The 18,344-nt window shown below is 28.1% G+C and carries 21 protein-coding genes and 1 tRNA gene; 9 read left to right on the top strand and 13 right to left on the bottom strand.

Annotated elements, in window-relative coordinates; all coding sequences use genetic code 11:
* Position 1: 1 nt before the first annotated feature.
* The 4 genes from MPF13_RS12470 to pdxA form a co-directional block, all read right to left on the bottom strand.
* Positions 2 to 997 carry a beta-ketoacyl-ACP synthase III gene (locus MPF13_RS12470; RefSeq protein ID WP_249982963.1) on the bottom strand — a complete coding sequence of 332 codons (996 nt, stop codon included), beginning with the start codon at positions 995 to 997 and terminating at the stop codon, positions 2 to 4.
* A gap of 154 nt (positions 998 to 1,151) precedes the next feature.
* Positions 1,152 to 1,346: a 50S ribosomal protein L32 gene (gene rpmF, locus MPF13_RS12465; protein ID WP_036826951.1), complete on the bottom strand. Its 195-nt coding sequence runs from the start codon at positions 1,344 to 1,346 to the stop codon at positions 1,152 to 1,154.
* Position 1,347: 1 nt separating this feature from the next.
* On the bottom strand, positions 1,348 to 1,884 hold the full coding sequence (locus tag MPF13_RS12460; protein ID WP_249982961.1) for a YceD family protein: 537 nt from the start codon (positions 1,882 to 1,884) through the stop codon (positions 1,348 to 1,350).
* Positions 1,885 to 1,955: 71 nt separating this feature from the next.
* Positions 1,956 to 2,990, bottom strand: coding sequence for a 4-hydroxythreonine-4-phosphate dehydrogenase PdxA (gene pdxA, locus MPF13_RS12455; protein ID WP_249982959.1), 1,035 nt, complete (start codon positions 2,988 to 2,990; stop codon positions 1,956 to 1,958).
* 59 nt (positions 2,991 to 3,049) lie between these two features.
* Here pdxA and MPF13_RS12450 point away from each other — a divergent pair, with 59 nt between their 5' ends.
* Positions 3,050 to 3,634 (top strand): riboflavin synthase, encoded by a 585-nt coding sequence (locus tag MPF13_RS12450; protein ID WP_249982958.1) that lies wholly within the window; start codon positions 3,050 to 3,052, stop codon positions 3,632 to 3,634.
* On the opposite strand, the gene MPF13_RS12445 is transcribed toward MPF13_RS12450, so the two are convergent.
* From MPF13_RS12445 to MPF13_RS12435, 3 genes are all read right to left on the bottom strand, one after another.
* Positions 3,624 to 3,803 carry an Fjoh_0651 family PID-CTERM protein gene (locus MPF13_RS12445; protein WP_249982956.1) on the bottom strand — a complete coding sequence of 60 codons (180 nt, stop codon included), beginning with the start codon at positions 3,801 to 3,803 and terminating at the stop codon, positions 3,624 to 3,626. The two genes, MPF13_RS12450 and MPF13_RS12445, sit on opposite strands and share 11 nt — an antisense overlap.
* Positions 3,804 to 3,898: 95 nt before the next feature.
* Positions 3,899 to 3,972: transfer RNA gene (locus MPF13_RS12440), tRNA-Ile, on the bottom strand.
* A 64-nt stretch (positions 3,973 to 4,036) separates the two neighbouring features.
* Entirely contained in the window at positions 4,037 to 5,008 is a 972-nt protein-coding gene (locus MPF13_RS12435) for a polyprenyl synthetase family protein (protein WP_249982954.1), read from the bottom strand.
* 126 nt (positions 5,009 to 5,134) lie between these two features.
* On the opposite strand from MPF13_RS12435, the gene MPF13_RS12430 reads away from it, so the two are divergent.
* The 5 genes from MPF13_RS12430 (at position 5,135) to MPF13_RS12410 (ending at position 12,379) form a co-directional block, all read left to right on the top strand.
* On the top strand, positions 5,135 to 5,734 hold the full coding sequence (locus MPF13_RS12430) for a TetR/AcrR family transcriptional regulator (protein ID WP_249982952.1): 600 nt from the start codon (positions 5,135 to 5,137) through the stop codon (positions 5,732 to 5,734).
* A gap of 9 nt (positions 5,735 to 5,743) precedes the next feature.
* Complete coding sequence (locus MPF13_RS12425) at positions 5,744 to 7,153, top strand: TolC family protein (RefSeq protein WP_249982951.1); 1,410 nt, start codon at positions 5,744 to 5,746, stop codon at positions 7,151 to 7,153.
* A 7-nt stretch (positions 7,154 to 7,160) separates the two neighbouring features.
* Complete coding sequence (locus MPF13_RS12420) at positions 7,161 to 8,333, top strand: efflux RND transporter periplasmic adaptor subunit (protein WP_249982949.1); 1,173 nt, start codon at positions 7,161 to 7,163, stop codon at positions 8,331 to 8,333.
* Positions 8,334 to 8,343: 10 nt separating this feature from the next.
* Positions 8,344 to 11,829: an efflux RND transporter permease subunit gene (locus MPF13_RS12415; protein WP_249982947.1), complete on the top strand. Its 3,486-nt coding sequence runs from the start codon at positions 8,344 to 8,346 to the stop codon at positions 11,827 to 11,829.
* A gap of 76 nt (positions 11,830 to 11,905) precedes the next feature.
* Positions 11,906 to 12,379: a regulatory protein RecX gene (locus MPF13_RS12410; RefSeq protein ID WP_249982945.1), complete on the top strand. Its 474-nt coding sequence runs from the start codon at positions 11,906 to 11,908 to the stop codon at positions 12,377 to 12,379.
* Between the two features lie 104 nt (positions 12,380 to 12,483).
* Here MPF13_RS12410 and MPF13_RS12405 read toward each other — a convergent pair whose 3' ends face one another.
* On the bottom strand, positions 12,484 to 13,005 hold the full coding sequence (locus MPF13_RS12405) for a nuclear transport factor 2 family protein (protein ID WP_249982943.1): 522 nt from the start codon (positions 13,003 to 13,005) through the stop codon (positions 12,484 to 12,486).
* On the bottom strand, positions 13,005 to 13,613 hold the full coding sequence (locus tag MPF13_RS12400) for a hypothetical protein (protein WP_249982942.1): 609 nt from the start codon (positions 13,611 to 13,613) through the stop codon (positions 13,005 to 13,007). Before MPF13_RS12400 ends, MPF13_RS12405 begins: the two co-directional genes overlap by 1 nt.
* A 210-nt stretch (positions 13,614 to 13,823) precedes the next feature.
* Here MPF13_RS12400 and MPF13_RS12395 point away from each other — a divergent pair, with 210 nt between their 5' ends.
* Both MPF13_RS12395 and MPF13_RS12390 read left to right on the top strand, forming a co-directional pair.
* On the top strand, positions 13,824 to 14,435 hold the full coding sequence (locus MPF13_RS12395; RefSeq protein WP_249982940.1) for a thioredoxin family protein: 612 nt from the start codon (positions 13,824 to 13,826) through the stop codon (positions 14,433 to 14,435).
* 90 nt (positions 14,436 to 14,525) lie between these two features.
* On the top strand, positions 14,526 to 15,011 hold the full coding sequence (locus MPF13_RS12390) for an ABC transporter ATPase (protein WP_249982938.1): 486 nt from the start codon (positions 14,526 to 14,528) through the stop codon (positions 15,009 to 15,011).
* A 9-nt stretch (positions 15,012 to 15,020) separates the two neighbouring features.
* On the opposite strand, the gene MPF13_RS12385 is transcribed toward MPF13_RS12390, so the two are convergent.
* Positions 15,021 to 15,407, bottom strand: a complete 387-nt coding sequence (locus MPF13_RS12385; protein WP_249982936.1) for a pyrophosphohydrolase domain-containing protein — start codon at positions 15,405 to 15,407, stop codon at positions 15,021 to 15,023.
* A 182-nt stretch (positions 15,408 to 15,589) separates the two neighbouring features.
* Here MPF13_RS12385 and MPF13_RS12380 point away from each other — a divergent pair, with 182 nt between their 5' ends.
* Positions 15,590 to 15,796 carry a hypothetical protein gene (locus MPF13_RS12380; RefSeq protein ID WP_249982935.1) on the top strand — a complete coding sequence of 69 codons (207 nt, stop codon included), beginning with the start codon at positions 15,590 to 15,592 and terminating at the stop codon, positions 15,794 to 15,796.
* Positions 15,797 to 15,802: 6 nt separating this feature from the next.
* On the opposite strand, the gene MPF13_RS12375 is transcribed toward MPF13_RS12380, so the two are convergent.
* The 3 genes from MPF13_RS12375 to MPF13_RS12365 all read right to left on the bottom strand — a co-directional run bounded on the left by MPF13_RS12375 (position 15,803) and on the right by MPF13_RS12365 (position 18,291).
* Entirely contained in the window at positions 15,803 to 16,720 is a 918-nt protein-coding gene (locus MPF13_RS12375) for an ion channel (protein WP_249982933.1), read from the bottom strand.
* Positions 16,721 to 16,738: 18 nt separating this feature from the next.
* Complete coding sequence (locus MPF13_RS12370) at positions 16,739 to 17,500, bottom strand: hypothetical protein (RefSeq protein WP_249982931.1); 762 nt, start codon at positions 17,498 to 17,500, stop codon at positions 16,739 to 16,741.
* 233 nt (positions 17,501 to 17,733) lie between these two features.
* The gene (locus MPF13_RS12365; RefSeq protein ID WP_502924446.1) at positions 17,734 to 18,291 is read right to left on the bottom strand and encodes a DNA-3-methyladenine glycosylase I; all 558 of its coding nucleotides are present in this window, start codon (positions 18,289 to 18,291) and stop codon (positions 17,734 to 17,736) included.
* Between the last annotated feature and the right edge of the window lie 53 nt (positions 18,292 to 18,344).

Raw genomic sequence — 18,344 nt, 5'->3', positions numbered from 1 at the left:
TTTATGAATTGTAAGCCCATTTAATATAAGCGGCTCCCCATGTGAAACCACCACCAAATGCGGCAAAAATTAAATTATCTCCTTTTTTTAATTGACTTTCATAGTCTGCTAATAAAAGTGGTAAAGTTGCAGATGTTGTATTTCCATATTTATGGATATTCATCATTACTTTTTCTGCAGAAACCCCTACTCTTTTAGCAGTTGCCTCTATAATTCTTTTATTTGCTTGATGAGCTACTAACCATTGAATATCTTTTTCTGTAAGATTATTTCTAGTTAACATTTTTGCTGCAACATCTGCCATATTAGAAACTGCATATTTAAATACAGTTTTTCCTTCTTGGTAAACGTAATGTTTGTTCTCATCTAGCGTTTGTTGAGTTGTAGGCATTAAAGAACCACCTGCTTCTATTCTTAAGAAATCTCTTCCAACACCATCACTTCTTAAAAATTCGTCTTGTAATCCTAATCCTTCATTATTTGGTTCAAATAATGCAGCTCCTGCTCCATCACCAAAAATAATACAAGTTGCTCTATCTTTATAATCTATAATAGAAGACATTTTATCTGCTCCTATTAATAATACTTTTTTGTACCTACCAGATTCTATATAACTAGCTGCAGTAGACATTCCGTATAAAAAACTAGAACATGCAGCTTGCAAATCATATCCAAAAGCATTTACAGCTCCTATTTCTGAGGCTACATATGCTGCAGTTGATGCTACAGGTAAATCTGGAGTAGCCGTTCCAACAATTACTAAATCTATTTCTTCTGGGTTGATATTTGACTTTTGCAACAATTCTTCTGCTGCTTTTATAGCCATATATGAAGTACCTAAACCTTCACCTTTTAATATCCTTCTTTCTTTGATACCAGTTCTACTTGTAATCCAGTCATCATTAGTATCCACAAGGGTTTCTAACTCTTTATTTGTTAAAACGTATTCAGGAACATATTTCCCAACAGCTGTAATTGCTGCAGTAATTTTTGTCATAATTTTTATTATTTTCCTTATGGTTAGGAAAATCAAAAGTAATAAAATTTATTACACTTTTATGAGTAAAAACTATCAAATGAGACAACTTTTACTTAAAAAACGCAAAAAAACCCTCAATTAATGAGGGTTTTTAAATAACTTTTGATTTCTACTATGCTTCAGCTGCTGCAGATTCTAATACTACTTGACCTCTGTAGTATAATTTACCTTCATGCCAGTGAGCTCTGTGATATAAATGCGCTTCTCCTGTTGTAGGATCTGTCGCTATTTGTTGAGATGCTGCTTTATAGTGCGTTCTCCTTTTATCTCTTCTAGTTTTAGATATCTTTCTTTTAGGATGTGCCATTTTATGTCTTTTTTTCTGTTATTAAATTCTTTAATTTATCCCACCTTGGGTCTGTTTCTTCAACAGTTTTTACTTCTTTTATTTCTAATTCTTTTAATTTATCATAGGCTTTAGAATTCATTGTTCCATTTATAACTTGAGGATGAATTCTTTTATTTGGAACTGATAAAACTATCATTTCATAAATAAATTGAGCAACATTAAATTCATAAGCTTCATGAGGTAAAATTAAAATTTCCTCATTATCATCATTAAACTCTGGTCCAAAATTCACCACTAAAGGTAAAACTGCTTGAATATCTTGATTATAAAGTTCATTTGTTAAATCACAAGGAATTTCTACATAACCTTCTGTGGTAAAAACCAACTCGAACAAAGTACTTTTTTTAATAAAGTTTAACGATACTTTAATTGATGAGTTTTCAAATTCATCATAATTAAAGGCTTCAAAGAACTTATTATCAATCTCATATTCAAATAAATGAGTTCCTTCTTTTAATCCTACAAACTGTATGTTGAATTTCTTTAAGTATTTCATTACCAAACATCAATTGAGCGTGCAAAGATATAAAAAAATATTATTTTACAATCTTTTCTTTAAAAAGTTTTTTACTTTACTAAAAGAGTATTTTTAGAAAGCTCTTTATATTCCTTTTTTGTTTTAAAAACTTGAATAGCAGTAAATAATGCTTCCTTAAATGACGAAGGGTTTGCCTTATTTTTTCCAGCAATATCAAAACCTGTTCCATGATCTGGAGATGTTCTAATTTCACTTAAACCTGCAGTATAATTTACACCATTTCCAAAAGATAATGCTTTAAATGGAGCTAAACCTTGATCATGATAAGTTGCTAAAACACCATCAAACTGCTTGTATGTTTCTGAACCAAAAAAACCATCTGCAGCATATGGACCAAATACTAATTTTCCTGATTTTTTTATTTCTTCTATAGTAGGACTTATTATTTCATCATCTTCTACCCCAATAACACCTTTATCTCCACAATGGGGATTTAAAGATAACACAGCAACTTTTGGTTTATTTATACCAAAATCTTCAACCAACGAAGTATACATCGTATTCACCTTTTCTAGAATCAATTCTGGAGTAATTGCTTCAGATACTTTAGATATAGGAATGTGCCCAGTAATTAAACCTATTCTTAATTCTTCTGTCATTAAAATCATTAAACTTTTTCCATCTAAATTAGCTTCTAAATACTCTGTATGACCAGGGAATTTAAAATTTTCTGACTGAATTGTTTCTTTATTAATAGGTGCAGTTAGTAAAATATTAATCTTTTTTTCTTTTAAAAATTTAACAGCTGTTTCTAAAGATTTTGCTGCATATTTTCCAGATATTTCTGTAGCTTTTCCAAATTCTATAGCTACTTCTTCTTTCCAAATATTTAAAACATTAACCTTATTATGGTTTATTTGGTTTAAAGAGGTGATTCCATGAACCTGTGTATCTAATTTTAAAGCTTTTTTATGAAAAGAAACAACTTTTGTACTTCCAAAAAGTAAAGGAGTACAAAAATCTAACATTCTTTTATCTTGAAAAGTTTTTAGAACAACCTCTAAACCTATACCATTTAAATCTCCTATTGAAATACCAACTATAATTTTATCAGATTTATCCATACTTACTCTTCTATTATTCCTATTTTTGAATAATACAAAAGTAACTAAATTTTACAGATATGTTTACCGGAATTATAGAAACACTTGGCTCAATTACAAACCTTATTAAAGACCAAGATAACATACACTTAACTATAAAGAGTAATTTTACCCATGAATTAAAAATAGACCAAAGTGTTGCTCATAATGGAGTTTGCTTAACGGTTGTAGACATTAATAATGATGAATATACTGTAACTGCAATTAAAGAAACTTTAGACAAAACCAATATTGGTAGTTTATCTAAGTCTGATTTTGTAAACCTTGAAAGAGGCATGAAATTGGGTGACAGGTTAGATGGACATATTGTTCAAGGCCATGTAGATCAAACTGCTACTTGTGTAAATATTAAAAAAGAAAACGGAAGCACTATTTTTACTTTTAATTACGACCCTAAAAATAAAAACATCACTATAGAAAAAGGCTCTATAACAGTAAGTGGAGTTAGTTTAACAGTTGTAAACTCTAAACAAAACGAGTTTAGTGTTGCAATTATTCCTTACACAATAGAAAACACAACGTTTAAATACATTAAAAAAGGAGATATAGTAAATTTAGAGTTTGATGTTATAGGTAAATACGTAAGTAGATTAACTAATCTCTAACCTTCTTTACACCGTAAAAAATACCTGAAATTATTAGAAAAATTAAACCTCCATTTATAGGTAAACCAGGTGGAGGTGGAGGAGGTGCAGGTGGTGGTACAATTTGACCACTAACTACACAAGTAAATGCAAGCATTATTATTAATGCTAAATATTTTTTTTCTTTCATTTTTATCCCCCCAGATTAAAATTTTGAAACTATTTTATGTCTATTTACATTGCAAATATAAGAATTTATATAGTAAACAAACATTTAAATAAAAGTGGTCCCACTTGGGCTCGAACCAAGGACCCTCTGATTATGAGTCAGATGCTCTAACCAACTGAGCTATGGGACCAATTATTTGGCTGCAAATGTACTGTATATTTTTATATTATTAATACATTTTTTTAAAAAAATATTTACACACTTCTATTCATTAACCAAAGTCCGAATTTTTTTAACCCTTGTTTACTTTCTTCAGAAATATTCATTGAAGATAATGTACTGAAAGCCTTATCAGTATAATTTTTAATTTCTTCTTTTATTAATAAAGGGATGTCATTTAATTCAAATATCCTTGTTACTTCTGTTATTTTAGTTGAATTATCTTCTAGTTTATGACTGAAAAAATACAATAATTTATCTCTATCAACTTCATTTGCCACTTCTAATGATTTTAAATAAAGAAAGGTTTTTTTATTTTCTATAATATCCCCTCCTATTTGTTTTCCAAAAGTTTCTGGATTACCAAATGCATCTAAAAAATCATCTTGTAATTGAAATGCTAATCCTAAGTTTAATCCAAAATCATAAATTAAATCTGCATCTTCATCTGAAGCTTCAGCTACGATAGCACCCATTTTTAATGCAGCTGCTACCAATACAGATGTTTTTAATCGAATCATATTAATATACTCTTCAATAGTAACATCATTTCTTGTTTCAAAATCTACATCTAATTGCTGACCATCACAAACTTCTAATGCAGTTTTACTAAAAATTTGAGCTAATTTTTGAAATATTTTAGGCTCATAATTTTCAAAATATTGATATGCTAAAATTAACATAGCATCTCCAGAAAGTATCCCTGTATTCACATCCCATTTTTCATGAACAGTTACTTTACCCCTTCTTAAAGGAGCATCATCCATAATATCATCATGAATTAAAGTAAAATTATGAAACACCTCTACAGCTAAAGCAGCTGGTAATGCGTTTTTATATTCTCCAGAAAAAATATCTGCTCCCATTAACGTTAAAATAGGTCGTATTCTTTTTCCTCCTAATTTTATAATATAATCAATTGGTTCATATAAGTTTTTAGGCTCTCTAACCCACTCTTTAGAATCTAAATAATTGATAAAGTCTGCTTGATAATGTAAAATATCCAAATCTCTAATTTTTTGTAAAAATAATGTAAAGAAATTTCTCTTTTAAAAACAAATGTTAAAAATATTTAAAACTTTGGAAACTTTTATTGTTTCTTAAGTTTCCATTTGTATATTTGCACCCGAATTATGAGAAATAAAATTTTACAAAAAGCAGGAGACATGTTTTTAAGCTTAGGCTTTAAAAGTGTTACAATGGATGATATTGCCACAGAAATGGGAGTATCAAAAAAAACTATTTACAAATACTTTTCTAATAAAGTTAAACTTGTAGAAGCTGTTATTGAAGAATTTCAAATTAAAATTGACGAAGAAATTTTAAGGGTAAAGAACAAAAACCTAAATGCAATTGAAGAAGAATTTGCTGTAAAAGCAATTTTTAAAGACATGTTTAAGAACGCAAAAACTTCTCCAATGTTTCAACTAAAAAAATATTACCCTCAGATTTTTGAGAAATTAATGGAAAGAGAAGTTTGCACTTTTGAAGAGTGTAATCTAGATAATTTAACAAAAGGAAAACTACAGGGTTTATATAGAGAAAACATTAATAATAATTTAATCTCTAAATTTTATTTTACCCTAATCTTTGAAATTTATGAAACAGACATTGCAGAAAAAAATATGCAAACATTAATTAACTTAGAATATAAAGTATTAGAATATCACATAAGAGCTATTGCAACCCCTAAAGGAGTTGAAGAATTAGAAAACCAATTAAAACTGAAATAAACAAACCTCATGAAAAAAATAATTTTGGTATGCTTAAGTACCTGTTTTTTCTTAATAACTAACGCACAAGAAAAACCCAAAAAACTATCTTTAAATGAAGCTATAAAATTTGCTATTGAAAATAGCTATAATACAAAAGCATCTAAAAACGATATAAAATCTGCTGAAGAAAAAGTTTGGGAAACAACCTCTACTGGTTTGCCTCAAATTAGTGCAGCCGTAGATTATCAAAACTTTTTAAAACAACCTGTTTCTCTTCTTCCTGCAGCTGCTTTTGACAACACAAGTGCTGTTGTAGAAACTGTTGAAGATTATTTTGGACTAACAGCATCTAGTACCCCTTCTGTACCAGAAGGCTTTTTGCCATTAACTTTTGGAACCAAACAAAACATTAATGCTTCTGTAACTTTAAGACAATTATTATTTGATGGATCTTACTTAGTAGGTTTACAAGCCTCTAGAACGTTTCTTAAAATTTCTAAACAGGCTAATGAAAAGACTGAGTTACAAACTAGAGAAGCAGTAATAAATGCTTATGGAAATGTTTTAGTAACAGAAAACAGCATTGTCATTTTAGAAAAAAACATTAAGGTTCTTAAGAAAAATTTAAATGATGCAAAAAAAATCTACGAGAATGGTTTTAATGAAGAAGAAGATATTGAGCAGTTAGAGATTACTTTAGGTAACTTAAAAAATCAATTAAACAGTGTTTTAAGAATGAAAGTTATTGCATATCAAATGCTAAACATTTCTTTAGGAACACCAATTGAAACTAAAATAATACTAACAGACTCTTTAGATTCTCTTGCAGAAAGCAATATAAATTTAGGCTTAGTTTCTGAAACTTTTAACTACTCTAACCATATAGATTTTAAAATAGCAGAAAACGACAGAGAATCTAAACGCCTTTTAATGAGATTAGAACAAAGTAAGGCTTTACCAAGTTTAAGCGCTTTTGTAAATTATGGAGCACAAGCTAATTCTGATACTTTTTCATTTTTAAAAAGCGATCAAAATTGGTACAACTCATCACTTCTAGGTGTTAGTTTAAACATTCCTATATTTAGTAGTTTTGGTAGAGCTTCAAAAACTAAACAAGCAAAAATAGCCTTAGAAACTGCAGATTTTAGATTAGAAGAAACTAAACAAAGGTTAAATTTATTAGCCAGAAAAGCTAAAAGCGAATACCAACTTAGTATCGAAAATTATAACACTGCAAAGAAAAACGTTGGTTTAGCAGAAAGAATAGAAAAAAAACAGAGAATTAAATTCTTTGAAGGAATTTCTTCTAGCTTTGATTTGCTACAAGCACAGAATCAACTATACTCTCAACAACAAAATTACATTCAATCTATGTTAAATGTAATTGCTAAAAAAGCAACATTAGAAAACGCATTAAACTTACCAATCAAAAAATAATCAGGCAATGAGAAAAATATATTCATTATTAATAATTACAGTTGTTTTAATTTCTTGTGGAAAAAAGGAAACAACATCTATTGAAGAATTAACTACTTCAGGAACTCTAAAAGAATTAACAGCTAAAAAGAAAGAATTATCTGCTAGCTTAGAAAAAATAAATAAAGATCTTGAAGTAATTAATACAGCAATATCTAAAAAAGACACTGTTAAAAAACTTCCATTAATAACAACCTTTACAGCAAAAGAAGAAATTTTTAAACATTATCTAGAAATTCAAGGAAACGTTAAAACAAAACAAAATATTTTAATATACCCTGAAATGCCAGGAATTTTAAAAAGTATTTCTGTAAAAGAAGGTCAATTTGTTAGAAAAGGGCAAGTTTTAGCTACTATTGATGATGGTGGTTTGAGCAATCAAGTAGCTCAATTAGAAGCTACAACTCAACTAGCAAAAACTACTTACGAGCGTCAAAAAAGATTATGGGAACAAAAGATTGGTTCTGAAATTCAGTTTCTTCAAACAAAAACAAATTACGAAGCTCAAAAAAACACTTTAGAGCAACTTAAAAGTCAACAATCTAAAGCTGTAATTAGAGCTCCTTTTTCTGGTGTAATAGATGATGTTGTAAAAGAACCTGGAACAGTACTTGCTCCTGGTCAAGGATCTGAAGTATTTAGAATTGTAAATCTAAACAACATGTATATTGAAGCTGAAGTACCAGAAAGATATATAGCAAGTATTAAAAAAGAGAAGGCTGTAAATGTAAATTTCCCTGTTTTAGGTAAAACAATCAAAAGTAAAATAAATCAAGTTGGTAGCTTTATAAATCCTAACAATAGATCTTTTAAAGTTGAAGTTCCAGTTTCTAATAAAAGCGGAAATATAAAACCTAATTTAACCGCTAAACTTCAAATTAATGATTATACAGATACGAATGCAATATTAATACCACAAAGCATTATCTCTGAAAATGCAAACGGAGACCAATATGTATATATCATTAAAAATAAAAAATCTAACAACGAAGCTGTTGCTGAAAGGTTAATTATAAAAACAGGAAAAACTCAAGGAGATTTTATTGAGGTTTTAGAAAACTTAACTGCTGGTATAGAAATTATTAAAGAAGGTGCACGTAGTGTAAATAACGGACAAACAGTAAAAGTTATCAATAATTAAAATTCTAAAGATGGCTAAACAAAAAAAACAAGTAGATAAAGAGTTTAAACTATCATCTTGGGCAATTGGTAATAAAACAACCATTTATGTAATAATGGCTGTTCTTTTCTTCTATGGTATTTCTGCTTACCTAAGTATGGCAAGAGAAAACTTTCCTGAGGTAAAAGAAACAAAAATATACATAAGTACTGTATACCCTGGAAATACAGCAGAAGATATAGAAAAACTAATTACAGACCCATTAGAAGATAAAGTAAAAACAGTAAGTAATGTTGTTGAAGTAACTTCTACATCTCAAGAAGACTATTCTATGGTTATTATTGAGTTTGATGAAAACATAACTGTAGAAAAAGCGAAACAACTTATTAAAGATGAAATTGACACAGAAACTTCTAATGAAGATTGGCCAACATTTAATGGTGCTAAAATAGAACCAAATGTTTTTAACCTTAGTTTGTCTGAAGAAATGCCAATTTTAAATGTAAATATATCTGGAGATTATCCTGTATATAAACTTAAAGAATATGCAGAGTATTTACAAGATGAGATTGAGGATTTACCAGAAATTAAAAAGGCAGACATTAGAGGTGCTCAAGAAAAAGAAGTAGAAGTAGCTGTAGACATTTATAAAATGATGGCTGCTAAAGTTAGCTTTAATGATATTACTACAGCTATTAGTAATGGTAATGTTACAATGTCTGCAGGTAATTTTATTACAAGTGGACAAAGAAGAACAATTAGAATTATTGGTGAAATTGATAAACCTTCTGAACTTAATGATTTTGTAATAAAATCTGAATTTAACAACCCTATTTACCTTAAAGATGTTGCAACAGTTTCTTTTAAAGATAAAGAAAAAACTACGTATGCAAGAGAGTTAGGTAAGCCAGTAGTAATGCTCGATGTTAAAAAAAGAGCAGGAGAAAATATGGTTGCTGCATCAGAAAAAATTAGAGAAATTGTTTCAGAAGCAATTAAAAATAATTTTCCACAAGATTTAAATGTTACAATAACAAATGACCAATCAGACAAAACTATTGGACAAGTAGATGACCTAGTAAACAATATAATTTTTGGAGTCTTTTTAGTTGTTACTGTACTAATGTTTTTCTTAGGATTTAAAAATGCAGTTTTTGTTGGATTTGCAATTCCTATGTCTATGTTTATGTCTTTAATGATTTTAAACTTACTAGGCTACACAATGAATACCATGATTCTTTTCGGATTAATTATGGGTCTAGGAATGTTGGTAGACAATGGTATTGTTGTTGTAGAAAATGTTTATAGGTTGATGGATGAAGAAGGCATGACTAGAATTGAAGCAGCAAAAAAAGGAATTAGCGAAATTGCTTTTCCTATTATAATTTCTACTGCTACAACTGTTGCTGCTTTTATTCCACTAGGTCTTTGGCCTGGAATTATGGGAGATTTTATGATGTTGCTTCCAATTACTTTATCTACAGTTCTTGGTTCATCTTTATTGGTTGCTATTTTCTTCAATTCTGTATTGGTATCTCAATTTATGAGTGTAGAAGATGTAGATATGCCTTTTAAAAAGATTATCATTTTAACAAGTGTAATGACTGTAATAGGAATCTTAGTTTTAATATCTGGTAGTGCATATAGTGCTTTAGGAACGCTAATGATTTTTACTGCAATTATGTTATGGATATACAGACTTTTCCTAAGAAATTGGGCTAATAGTTTTCAAACAAAAGTTTTACCTAGATTAGAAAGATGGTATGAAAAAAGGTTAACAAATGCGCTTTCTGGTAAAAAACCATATGTATTGGTTGTATTAACTTTTGTTTTATTAATTGCTTCTTTTATGGCTTTTGGTTGGTCTCTTGACACACAAAGAACAAGTGTAGAATTCTTTCCAGATAATAAACCAAACCAAATTATTGTTTATATAGAATATCCTGAAGGAACTGATATTGAAAAAACAAATAACATCACCAAGTTAATTGAAGAAAAAGTTGCTGACGTTTTATACAGTGATGATTATATGGATGGTAACCATAACTTTATGATAGAAAGCCTTGTATCTCAAGTTGGTGCTGGTGCTGGAAACCCACAAACAGACATGGGTTCTGCAGCAGAAATGCCTAACAAAGGTAAAATTACAGCTTCTATGCGTGAGTATAAATACAGAAGAGGTTTAGATAGTGAGTTATTACGTCAAAAAGTACAAACAGCATTAGTGGGTATTTATCCTGGAGTATTAATTTCTGTAGAAAAAGATGCAAATGGACCACCTGTTGGATCTCCAATTAATATTGAAATAGAAGGTGATGACTATGCTGAATTAATTCAGACTGCTCAAAGAATGAGAGACTTTATTAATACCAAAAGTATTTCTGGAATTGATGAATTAAAAATTGATGTAAATAGAGATAAACCAGGAATGCAAGTAATTGTAGATAGAAAAAAAGCTGGTGAATTGGGTGTTAGTACAGGACAAGTTGGCCAACAATTAAGAGCTTCTATTTTTGGTAATAAAGCAGGAGTTTATAAAGAAAAAGGAGATGATTTTGATGTTTATGTACGTTTTAAAAAGGAAGACAGATACAACTCTAGTGCACTTTTTAATCAAAACATAATCTTTAGAGACATGGCTTCTGGTAAAATTAAAGAAATACCAGTTTCTACAATTGCAAAACAAAAAAACAACTCTGGGTTTAGTGCTATTAAGCATAAAGATTTAAAAAGAGTGGTAACTGTTTATTCTGCTTTGGCTCCAGGAGAAACAGATGCTGGTGCAGTTGTTAGCAAAATTCAAGCAGAAATGAAGAATTTTAAAGATTTACCTAAAGGGATTAAAATTGATTATACAGGTCAAATTGAAGAGCAAAACAAACAAATGGCTTTCTTAGTTGGAGCGTTTTTTACAGGATTAGCTTTAATTTTCTTTATATTAATTTTCCAATTTAACTCAATTTCTAAACCTGGTATTATTATGCTAGCTATTTTCTTAAGTTTTATTGGTGTATTTGGTGGATTGGTAATTTCTGGAAATGCATTTGTTATTATGATGACAATGATGGGTATTATTTCTTTAGCAGGTATTGTAGTTAACAATGGTGTTGTTTTACTAGATTATGCTCAATTATTAATTGACAGAAAGAAGATTGAACTTGGTTTAGATGAAGGAGAATATTTAGATAAAGAAACATTATTTAAAACAATTGTAACTGCAGGTAAAGCTCGTTTAAGACCAGTATTATTAACAGCAATCACTACTATTTTAGGGTTAATTCCTTTAGCAATAGGTTTAAATATTAACTTCTTTACATTATTTAGCGAGTTAAATCCGCATATTTATTTTGGAGGTGACAATGTTGTTTTTTGGGGACCATTAGCTTGGACCGTTATTTATGGACTATTAATAGCAACGTTCTTAACTTTAATTGTTGTACCTATTTTATTTTACTTAATTACTCAATTTAAGATGTGGTTAAAATCTAAAACAACTAAAAAAGAATTAGCTTCTTAAAATTACATAAAAAGTTTTTTTATAAAAAAGGGATGAAATTTATATAGTTTCATCCCTTTTTGTATTTTCGAAAATAATGAAAACAAAAAAGTCCTTTACTGTTGATGAAATTAAGCGAAAGCTAGAAAACTACTGTGTTTATCAAGACAGGTGCCACAAAGAAGTGGAACAAAAAATGAGAGAATACAACTTGATAACAGAAGCTAAAGAAATGATTTTTTTAAGTTTAATGAAAGATAATTTTTTAAATGAAGAACGTTTTGCTAAAAGTTTTGCAAGGGGTAAATTCAGAATAAAAAGTTGGGGAAAACAACGAATTGTTAGAGAACTAAAATTTAAAGATATATCTGCCTACAATATTAAAACTGCTTTAAAAGAAATTGATGAGGAAGAATATTTAAATACAATTTATAGAATTACCGAAAATAGAAATGAGGTAATTAACGAAACAGATATTTACAAAAGAAAGAAAAAACTAATAGAGTTTTTAATGAGAAAAGGTTTTGAAGCAGATTTAATTTATAAAACAGTTAATGAAGTTGTTTCTTAACTCTAATAATTGGCAAACAAGTTTAGCCCTGATTGAATGGCATGTTTGAGCTCTTTTGAGGAACGAAAAAAGCGAGTAATGAAAGCAGGAAAAAGCTACTAAAACTACTTTTTATATCTACTTAAAAAAATTGAATCGTTTTTTTTCTTTGCTAAAATAACTGCTTGTACATCATCATTTGGTATTTCTACAGACAAAACATAATGTTTAATTAACCAATTACCATTCTTATTTTCTAATACTCCAGAACCTCTACAAGTACCCATCCAAGTATCTAACAACTCATCAAACCAAACAAAATTTCTATCATTATTTACGTAAACATTTCTTTCTAAAGCAGTAAAACTCCATGCTTTACCTTTATCAAAATAAGGTTTGCTAAAAGACTCGAATTCAGTTTTGGTCCAGTTCTCTGTTGCGTCTGTACCAATAAATACAGAGACGCTATCCATTTTACCAAAATAATCTTGATAATTTGCTTCTGATGCTGCTAAATGCCAACCATCTAAAACCTTATTAACCTTTTCTTTTATTGTCGATTTAGATTCTAAAGGTTTAATTTCAATTTTTGATTTACAACTAAAAAAAGAAATTGCTAGTACTAAGATTAATAAGAAGTTTTTCATTATTTATTTTTTTTGTTCTTATTTAATAACTCTTCTCTTTTTCTAGAGTTTATAGTTTTTATGGAAACACTATCCATTTTTGTAGAATCTATACCCACAAAATTTATATCTACATCTATTGCATCTTCAAAATTCTTTTTAGACAAAATGGTATTTATTTTAGAGTTTAAAGAAGAAAAAGCAGCTATAGTTTTATTTATTTGTGCATTTACTTCTTCTGATGTTATTGCAGGTATTAATGTTAAATCTGCCAACCTTAAAGTTTCATTATGCAAAACATTTATTCTTGCATGCAAAGAAGGAATATTGAATGTATTAGGAATTTCATTATCTTTTAAACTTGCCACTAAATCTCTTAACTCTAAAGCATTACTCATTGCTTCATTGGGCGAAACTTTTTCAAATTTCTTAATAAAAGAAGTAGCTGTTTTTAAATCTTGCCAGTTCTCTATTTCTTTTTCAAATTTATGATTTACATTCTCTAAACGTGTATGCTCTACAGCATTACTAAGTTTAGGAATTACTTGATTTTTGTTTTGAGTATCATTATTTTTATTTCCGCAAGAAAATAATACTGTAACCAAAAATAAATATACTAACTGTTTCACGATTTAATTTTATTGATGTAAAAATACACTTTTTAAAAGCATCTAAAATTATTTTAAGAAAATTGTAACAATCACTTTTACATTTCTAAAAGATTTGTAAGTATTCCGTTTTTTTTCGTCTATTTATTTGTTTAAGTTTTATTGTTATTTGTAACATAAGTTACAGGTTATTTTAATGATAAAAAATACCTTTGTATAAAATTATTAGAGATGAAAGAAATCATTGAAAAGAGTTTACATAACTCATTAACATATCAAGAATTTAGAGATTTAGTTGGTAATTTATTGACAGAAAATAAATCTACAGGTCATACACAATCTGAAGCCTTAACTGGTTATAGTTTATTAAATGACAGAAGAATGAAACGTTTAGATAAAACTATTAAAATTTCTGAGCAAACTGTAACTGCAATTAATACTTTAAAAGAGCCCCAAACTTGGTTAGTTATTGCTGAAGGTTGGTGTGGTGATGCTGCTCAAAATTTACCTGTTATTAATAAAATTTCAGAAACTAGCGATTTAATTAATTTTAGGGTTGTATTAAGAGATGATAATGATGATTTAATGAACTTGTTTTTAACTAATGGGGGTAAATCAATACCTAAATTAATTGCACTTGATAAAGATAATAATGTAATTGACACTTGGGGACCAAGACCTACTGTTGCTACTAAAATGGTTGCAGATTACAAAGCAGAACATGGAGTTATAGATGCTAAGTTTAAACAAGATTTACAAGTTTGGTACAATAAAGATAAAGGACAAAGCTTACAAAATGATTTTGTAAATCTTGTTGAAAATTTACAAGCTAAAGAAGTTTAATAAAAAAGGATTACATATTTAAAAACCGCAAATTAATAAATTAATTTGCGGTTTTTCTTTTCTGTATATTTGCATCGAAAATTAAATAAAATGTTTGTAGAATACTCCTTAATTCCTGAAGATGCTAAAGTTTGGATTTATCCATCTAGCAGAAAATTTTATACAAATGAAATTGAAGGAATTGAAAATAAAATTAAGACCTTTATTAGTAACTGGAAATCTGATGATGAAAATTTTAAGGCTTCTTATCAATTCTTATACAATCGTTTTATAGTTTTGTTTGCAGACGATGAAAATACTACTTTGACAAACGCAGATATTGACGCTTCTGTTTCTTTTATTTTAAGTCTACAACAAGAATATGAAGTAGAATTATTAGATAAAATGAATGTTTGTTTTAAACAGGGTGAATTTGTACAATACAAAGAACTTAAAGACTTTAAAAAACTACTAAAAAACAAAGCTTTAACTGCAAAAAGCATCATTTTTGACAACTTAATTACTACAAAAGTAGATTTCGAAAATTATTGGGAAATTCCTATTGAAGATAGTTGGTATAGTAGATTTGTAAAGTAAAATTCTTTTTTATTTATTTAAAATATCTGCAATATTTGGCTTAAAATAATTAGGCCCTTTTAGTACTTTTCCATCTTCTCTGTATATTGGACTTCCATCTTCACCCAATTTACTCATATTACTACGTTGTATTTCATTAAATACCTCTTCTATTTTATCTTGCATTCCATGTTCTATAATGGTACCACACAAAATATATAACATATCTCCTAAAGCATCTGCAACTTCTACTAAATCATTATTATTTGCTGCTTCTAAATATTCTTCATTTTCTTCTCTCATTAATTTATATCGAAGCAAATTCCTATCTTCTCCAATATGAGCTATTGGTTCTTGATTCATATTTAATTTAAATGCTGTATGAAATTCTGTTACTGCTGCTATTTTGTTTTTCATGAATATACTAAGTTTATTAATTAGTTTTAGAAGTTAATCTAAAAACGATGGTGTTCATCATTTAATTTGTAATTTTGAAAAATCATTTTTTGGGATGATTTTAAACAGACAATATATAGAAACTTTTTGAAGAATAAAGTTTTACTATTTGCTATTAATTCACAACTTATAAAGAATAAATTATGTTTTTGAGTGCTTATTTTACAACAGGAAGAATCGTTTTTATGGTTTTCTTTGTTCTTGCTTTTGTTGCATTAATGGTGTATAGCTATAGAAAAGACATTAAAAACCATGATCGTTATTATAAAGGAGCAGGAAAAAAAGTTTTAATTTACGGAACTATAATAATTGCTGTTTTTATTGCAATACGTGTTTTATTTGGCAATTAAAATGTTTTACATTTTTTTTACTTCACTTAACTTTTCATGATCTAAAACAGTATAACCTTCTTCATCAAAACTTGCTGAAGAAACATATTTTACTCCTGTTTTTAATTTGGTAAAATCGTAAGAATATATTTGATACACTTTTTGTGCAAAAGATTCTTCATGATAATTTATTAAAATATAAAGAAAAGCATCTAAGTTTTCTATCTCTTTATTTGTGTAATTAAACAACGGACTTTTTTCATCAATCTCATGAACAACTGTCCAAATTGTAGGCAAATACATTACTTTGTTTCTTTCTAAGTTTAATGTAAAAAAGTTACGTTTAAAATCTCCTTTTCCATCTTTTTCTGTAATAGATAAAGTAACCTTAATTTCGGGTTCTATCATTACAGTTTTTCTACTATTCATTAAACGAAACATAATTGCTCTTCCTTTTTTAAAATCTCTTAATATTAAGTTTTCACTAAACTTAAGGTTTGCTTTAGGCTTAGAAAATCGTCCATAAAGTAACCCAGTTATAAAAGAAAAACTAAGTAACCCAATCATTGCTTCAAAAGCCGCAATAAAATTTGCCAACATTCCTTTAGGAGCAATTCCTCCATAACCAACTGTAGTTAAAGTTTGAGCGCTAAAGAAAAAACCGTTTAGCAAATCTTCTATAAAATTTCCTTTAGGTTTTGTTATTTGTTCTATACCAATTCCTACGTATATAAAACCAAATAAAATATTTACAATTGTGTAAGAAAGAATAATTAAAAAGAAAAACTGAAACCAAGAAATATCAATAAAATAAGTGTATAAATCACTTATACTTTTCTTTCTGTTTATATGAAGAACATTGCTACTTCCATCATCATTTATAATGTCTTTAGCATTCTTTTTAGAGTTATAACCAAAACCAGGGTCTTTCACTTTTTTTGCCATTTTGTAAAAATACAATTTTTACATCTGGATTTTACGAATGTTTTTTAACCTTTTCCAAGCTAATTTATGTCTTTGAGTATAAAGAACAAAGCAACCAACATCTAACAAAAAGTAAAACAAACTAATGCCACTAGGTGGATTATTACTTGGTAAAAAATCGATAACTCCAAATGCTGTATCTGGCCATTTCCAACAACCAAAAGCTGTACCTCCTATTTCTAATATAGCTACTAAGAAATACATTGAAAAGAAAAATAATCTATCTTTTGGTCTTTTCCATAGAATTAAAAACACAAGACCTGTCATAACAAAACCAAAAACATCGTTAAAAAATACTAAATAGGTTATAGCTAATAATGATATTAAAACTGAAAAAAACTGTTCTACTGTTTTATGATTCTTTTTTACAACAGAAGCCTTACTAAACCTTAAAACTCTAGCGTACAAAACTCCATGACCAAAAGGCACATATAATGGCACATTAGACAATCTATATGTGTACATATTAAGGTAAACAGAAAAAAAGTATTCTCCTAAAAAACCTAAAATTACACCATAAAACATTAACTCTTTTACTTTAGGAGTAGCTCTATATATCATTGCAACAAAAGCAATAATCATTATAACATTTAATATAAATTGTAAATTATACTCTTTAAAACCTACACTTGTTCCATCAAAATAAAGAATAAATACTGCAGCAATAAACAAACCTGCTTCTCTTAAAAAAACAGTTATTATGTTAATTAAATCTTTTTTTGAAACCTGCTTAATTTGCATATAATTAAGTTTTACTTTTTGTTAAAATAGATTAGCTACACTTTATAAAATGTATTTTGAGTATTATAAATTTGCAATTCTCTTTTGATTTTTAAACCTGTTCGATGATAATTTATGACGCTGAGTATATATAAAAAAACAACTTACATCTAATAAAACAAACCTACCAATTTCTCTATTAAAAACAGATAGTATCTTCTTTAATTCTTCTTTAGGAACATTTAAAATTAACATTAATTAGGGCATTTAAAACAGTTTGTAGTATGATCATTTACCATACCAACTGCTTGCATATAAGCATAAATTACTGTAGAGCCAACAAACTTAAACCCTCGTTTTTTTAAATCTTTTGATATTTTATCTGATAAAGGCGTAGTTGCAGGAACTTCTTCTCTTTTTTCAAATTTATTTACAATTGGTGTATTATTAACATAGGCCCAAATAAAATTAGAAAAGGTACCAAACTCTTTTTGCACTTCTAAAAATAATTGTGCGTTAGTAATAGCGCTTTTAATTTTTAATTTATTTCTTATTATACCTGCGTCTTTTAATAAAGAATTGTATTTATCTTCAGAATAATTAGCAATTTTGTTGTAATTAAAATCATCAAATGCTACTCTAAAATTTTCTCTTTTATTTAAAATTGTTATCCAACTTAAACCCGCTTGAAAAGTTTCTAGAATTAAAAATTCAAACAAAGTGTTATCATCATAAACTGGGGTTCCCCATTCTTCATCATGGTATTTTTTATACAACTCACTATCTGTAACCCAAAAACATCTTTGTTTCATCATTTATATTTAAGTTTGAAAAATAATGTTAAAAGAATTAAAAATCAATCTAT

Origin of the sequence: Polaribacter sp. Z022 (genome assembly GCF_023555495.1) — a bacterium.
In the GTDB taxonomy this organism is placed as follows: domain Bacteria; phylum Bacteroidota; class Bacteroidia; order Flavobacteriales; family Flavobacteriaceae; genus Polaribacter.
Note: the sequence above shows the minus strand (reverse complement) of the source record. Positions and strands in the feature narration are given on the sequence as shown.

Excerpts from the sequence above, each read along its gene's own strand:
- MPF13_RS12470 (WP_249982963.1), bottom strand. The coding sequence starts at position 997 with ATGACAAAAATTACTGCAGCAATTACAGCTGTTGGGAAATATGTTCCT.
- rpmF (WP_036826951.1), bottom strand. The coding sequence starts at position 1,346 with ATGGCACATCCTAAAAGAAAGATATCTAAAACTAGAAGAGATAAAAGG.
- MPF13_RS12460 (WP_249982961.1), bottom strand. The coding sequence starts at position 1,884 with ATGAAATACTTAAAGAAATTCAACATACAGTTTGTAGGATTAAAAGAA.
- pdxA (WP_249982959.1), bottom strand. The coding sequence starts at position 2,990 with ATGGATAAATCTGATAAAATTATAGTTGGTATTTCAATAGGAGATTTA.
- MPF13_RS12450 (WP_249982958.1), top strand. The coding sequence starts at position 3,050 with ATGTTTACCGGAATTATAGAAACACTTGGCTCAATTACAAACCTTATT.
- MPF13_RS12445 (WP_249982956.1), bottom strand. The coding sequence starts at position 3,803 with ATGAAAGAAAAAAAATATTTAGCATTAATAATAATGCTTGCATTTACT.
- MPF13_RS12430 (WP_249982952.1), top strand. The coding sequence starts at position 5,135 with ATGAGAAATAAAATTTTACAAAAAGCAGGAGACATGTTTTTAAGCTTA.
- MPF13_RS12425 (WP_249982951.1), top strand. The coding sequence starts at position 5,744 with ATGAAAAAAATAATTTTGGTATGCTTAAGTACCTGTTTTTTCTTAATA.
- MPF13_RS12420 (WP_249982949.1), top strand. The coding sequence starts at position 7,161 with ATGAGAAAAATATATTCATTATTAATAATTACAGTTGTTTTAATTTCT.
- MPF13_RS12415 (WP_249982947.1), top strand. The coding sequence starts at position 8,344 with ATGGCTAAACAAAAAAAACAAGTAGATAAAGAGTTTAAACTATCATCT.
- MPF13_RS12410 (WP_249982945.1), top strand. The coding sequence starts at position 11,906 with ATGAAAACAAAAAAGTCCTTTACTGTTGATGAAATTAAGCGAAAGCTA.
- MPF13_RS12405 (WP_249982943.1), bottom strand. The coding sequence starts at position 13,005 with ATGAAAAACTTCTTATTAATCTTAGTACTAGCAATTTCTTTTTTTAGT.
- MPF13_RS12395 (WP_249982940.1), top strand. The coding sequence starts at position 13,824 with ATGAAAGAAATCATTGAAAAGAGTTTACATAACTCATTAACATATCAA.
- MPF13_RS12390 (WP_249982938.1), top strand. The coding sequence starts at position 14,526 with ATGTTTGTAGAATACTCCTTAATTCCTGAAGATGCTAAAGTTTGGATT.
- MPF13_RS12385 (WP_249982936.1), bottom strand. The coding sequence starts at position 15,407 with ATGAAAAACAAAATAGCAGCAGTAACAGAATTTCATACAGCATTTAAA.
- MPF13_RS12380 (WP_249982935.1), top strand. The coding sequence starts at position 15,590 with ATGTTTTTGAGTGCTTATTTTACAACAGGAAGAATCGTTTTTATGGTT.
- MPF13_RS12375 (WP_249982933.1), bottom strand. The coding sequence starts at position 16,720 with ATGGCAAAAAAAGTGAAAGACCCTGGTTTTGGTTATAACTCTAAAAAG.
- MPF13_RS12370 (WP_249982931.1), bottom strand. The coding sequence starts at position 17,500 with ATGCAAATTAAGCAGGTTTCAAAAAAAGATTTAATTAACATAATAACT.
- MPF13_RS12365 (WP_502924446.1), bottom strand. The coding sequence starts at position 18,291 with ATGAAACAAAGATGTTTTTGGGTTACAGATAGTGAGTTGTATAAAAAA.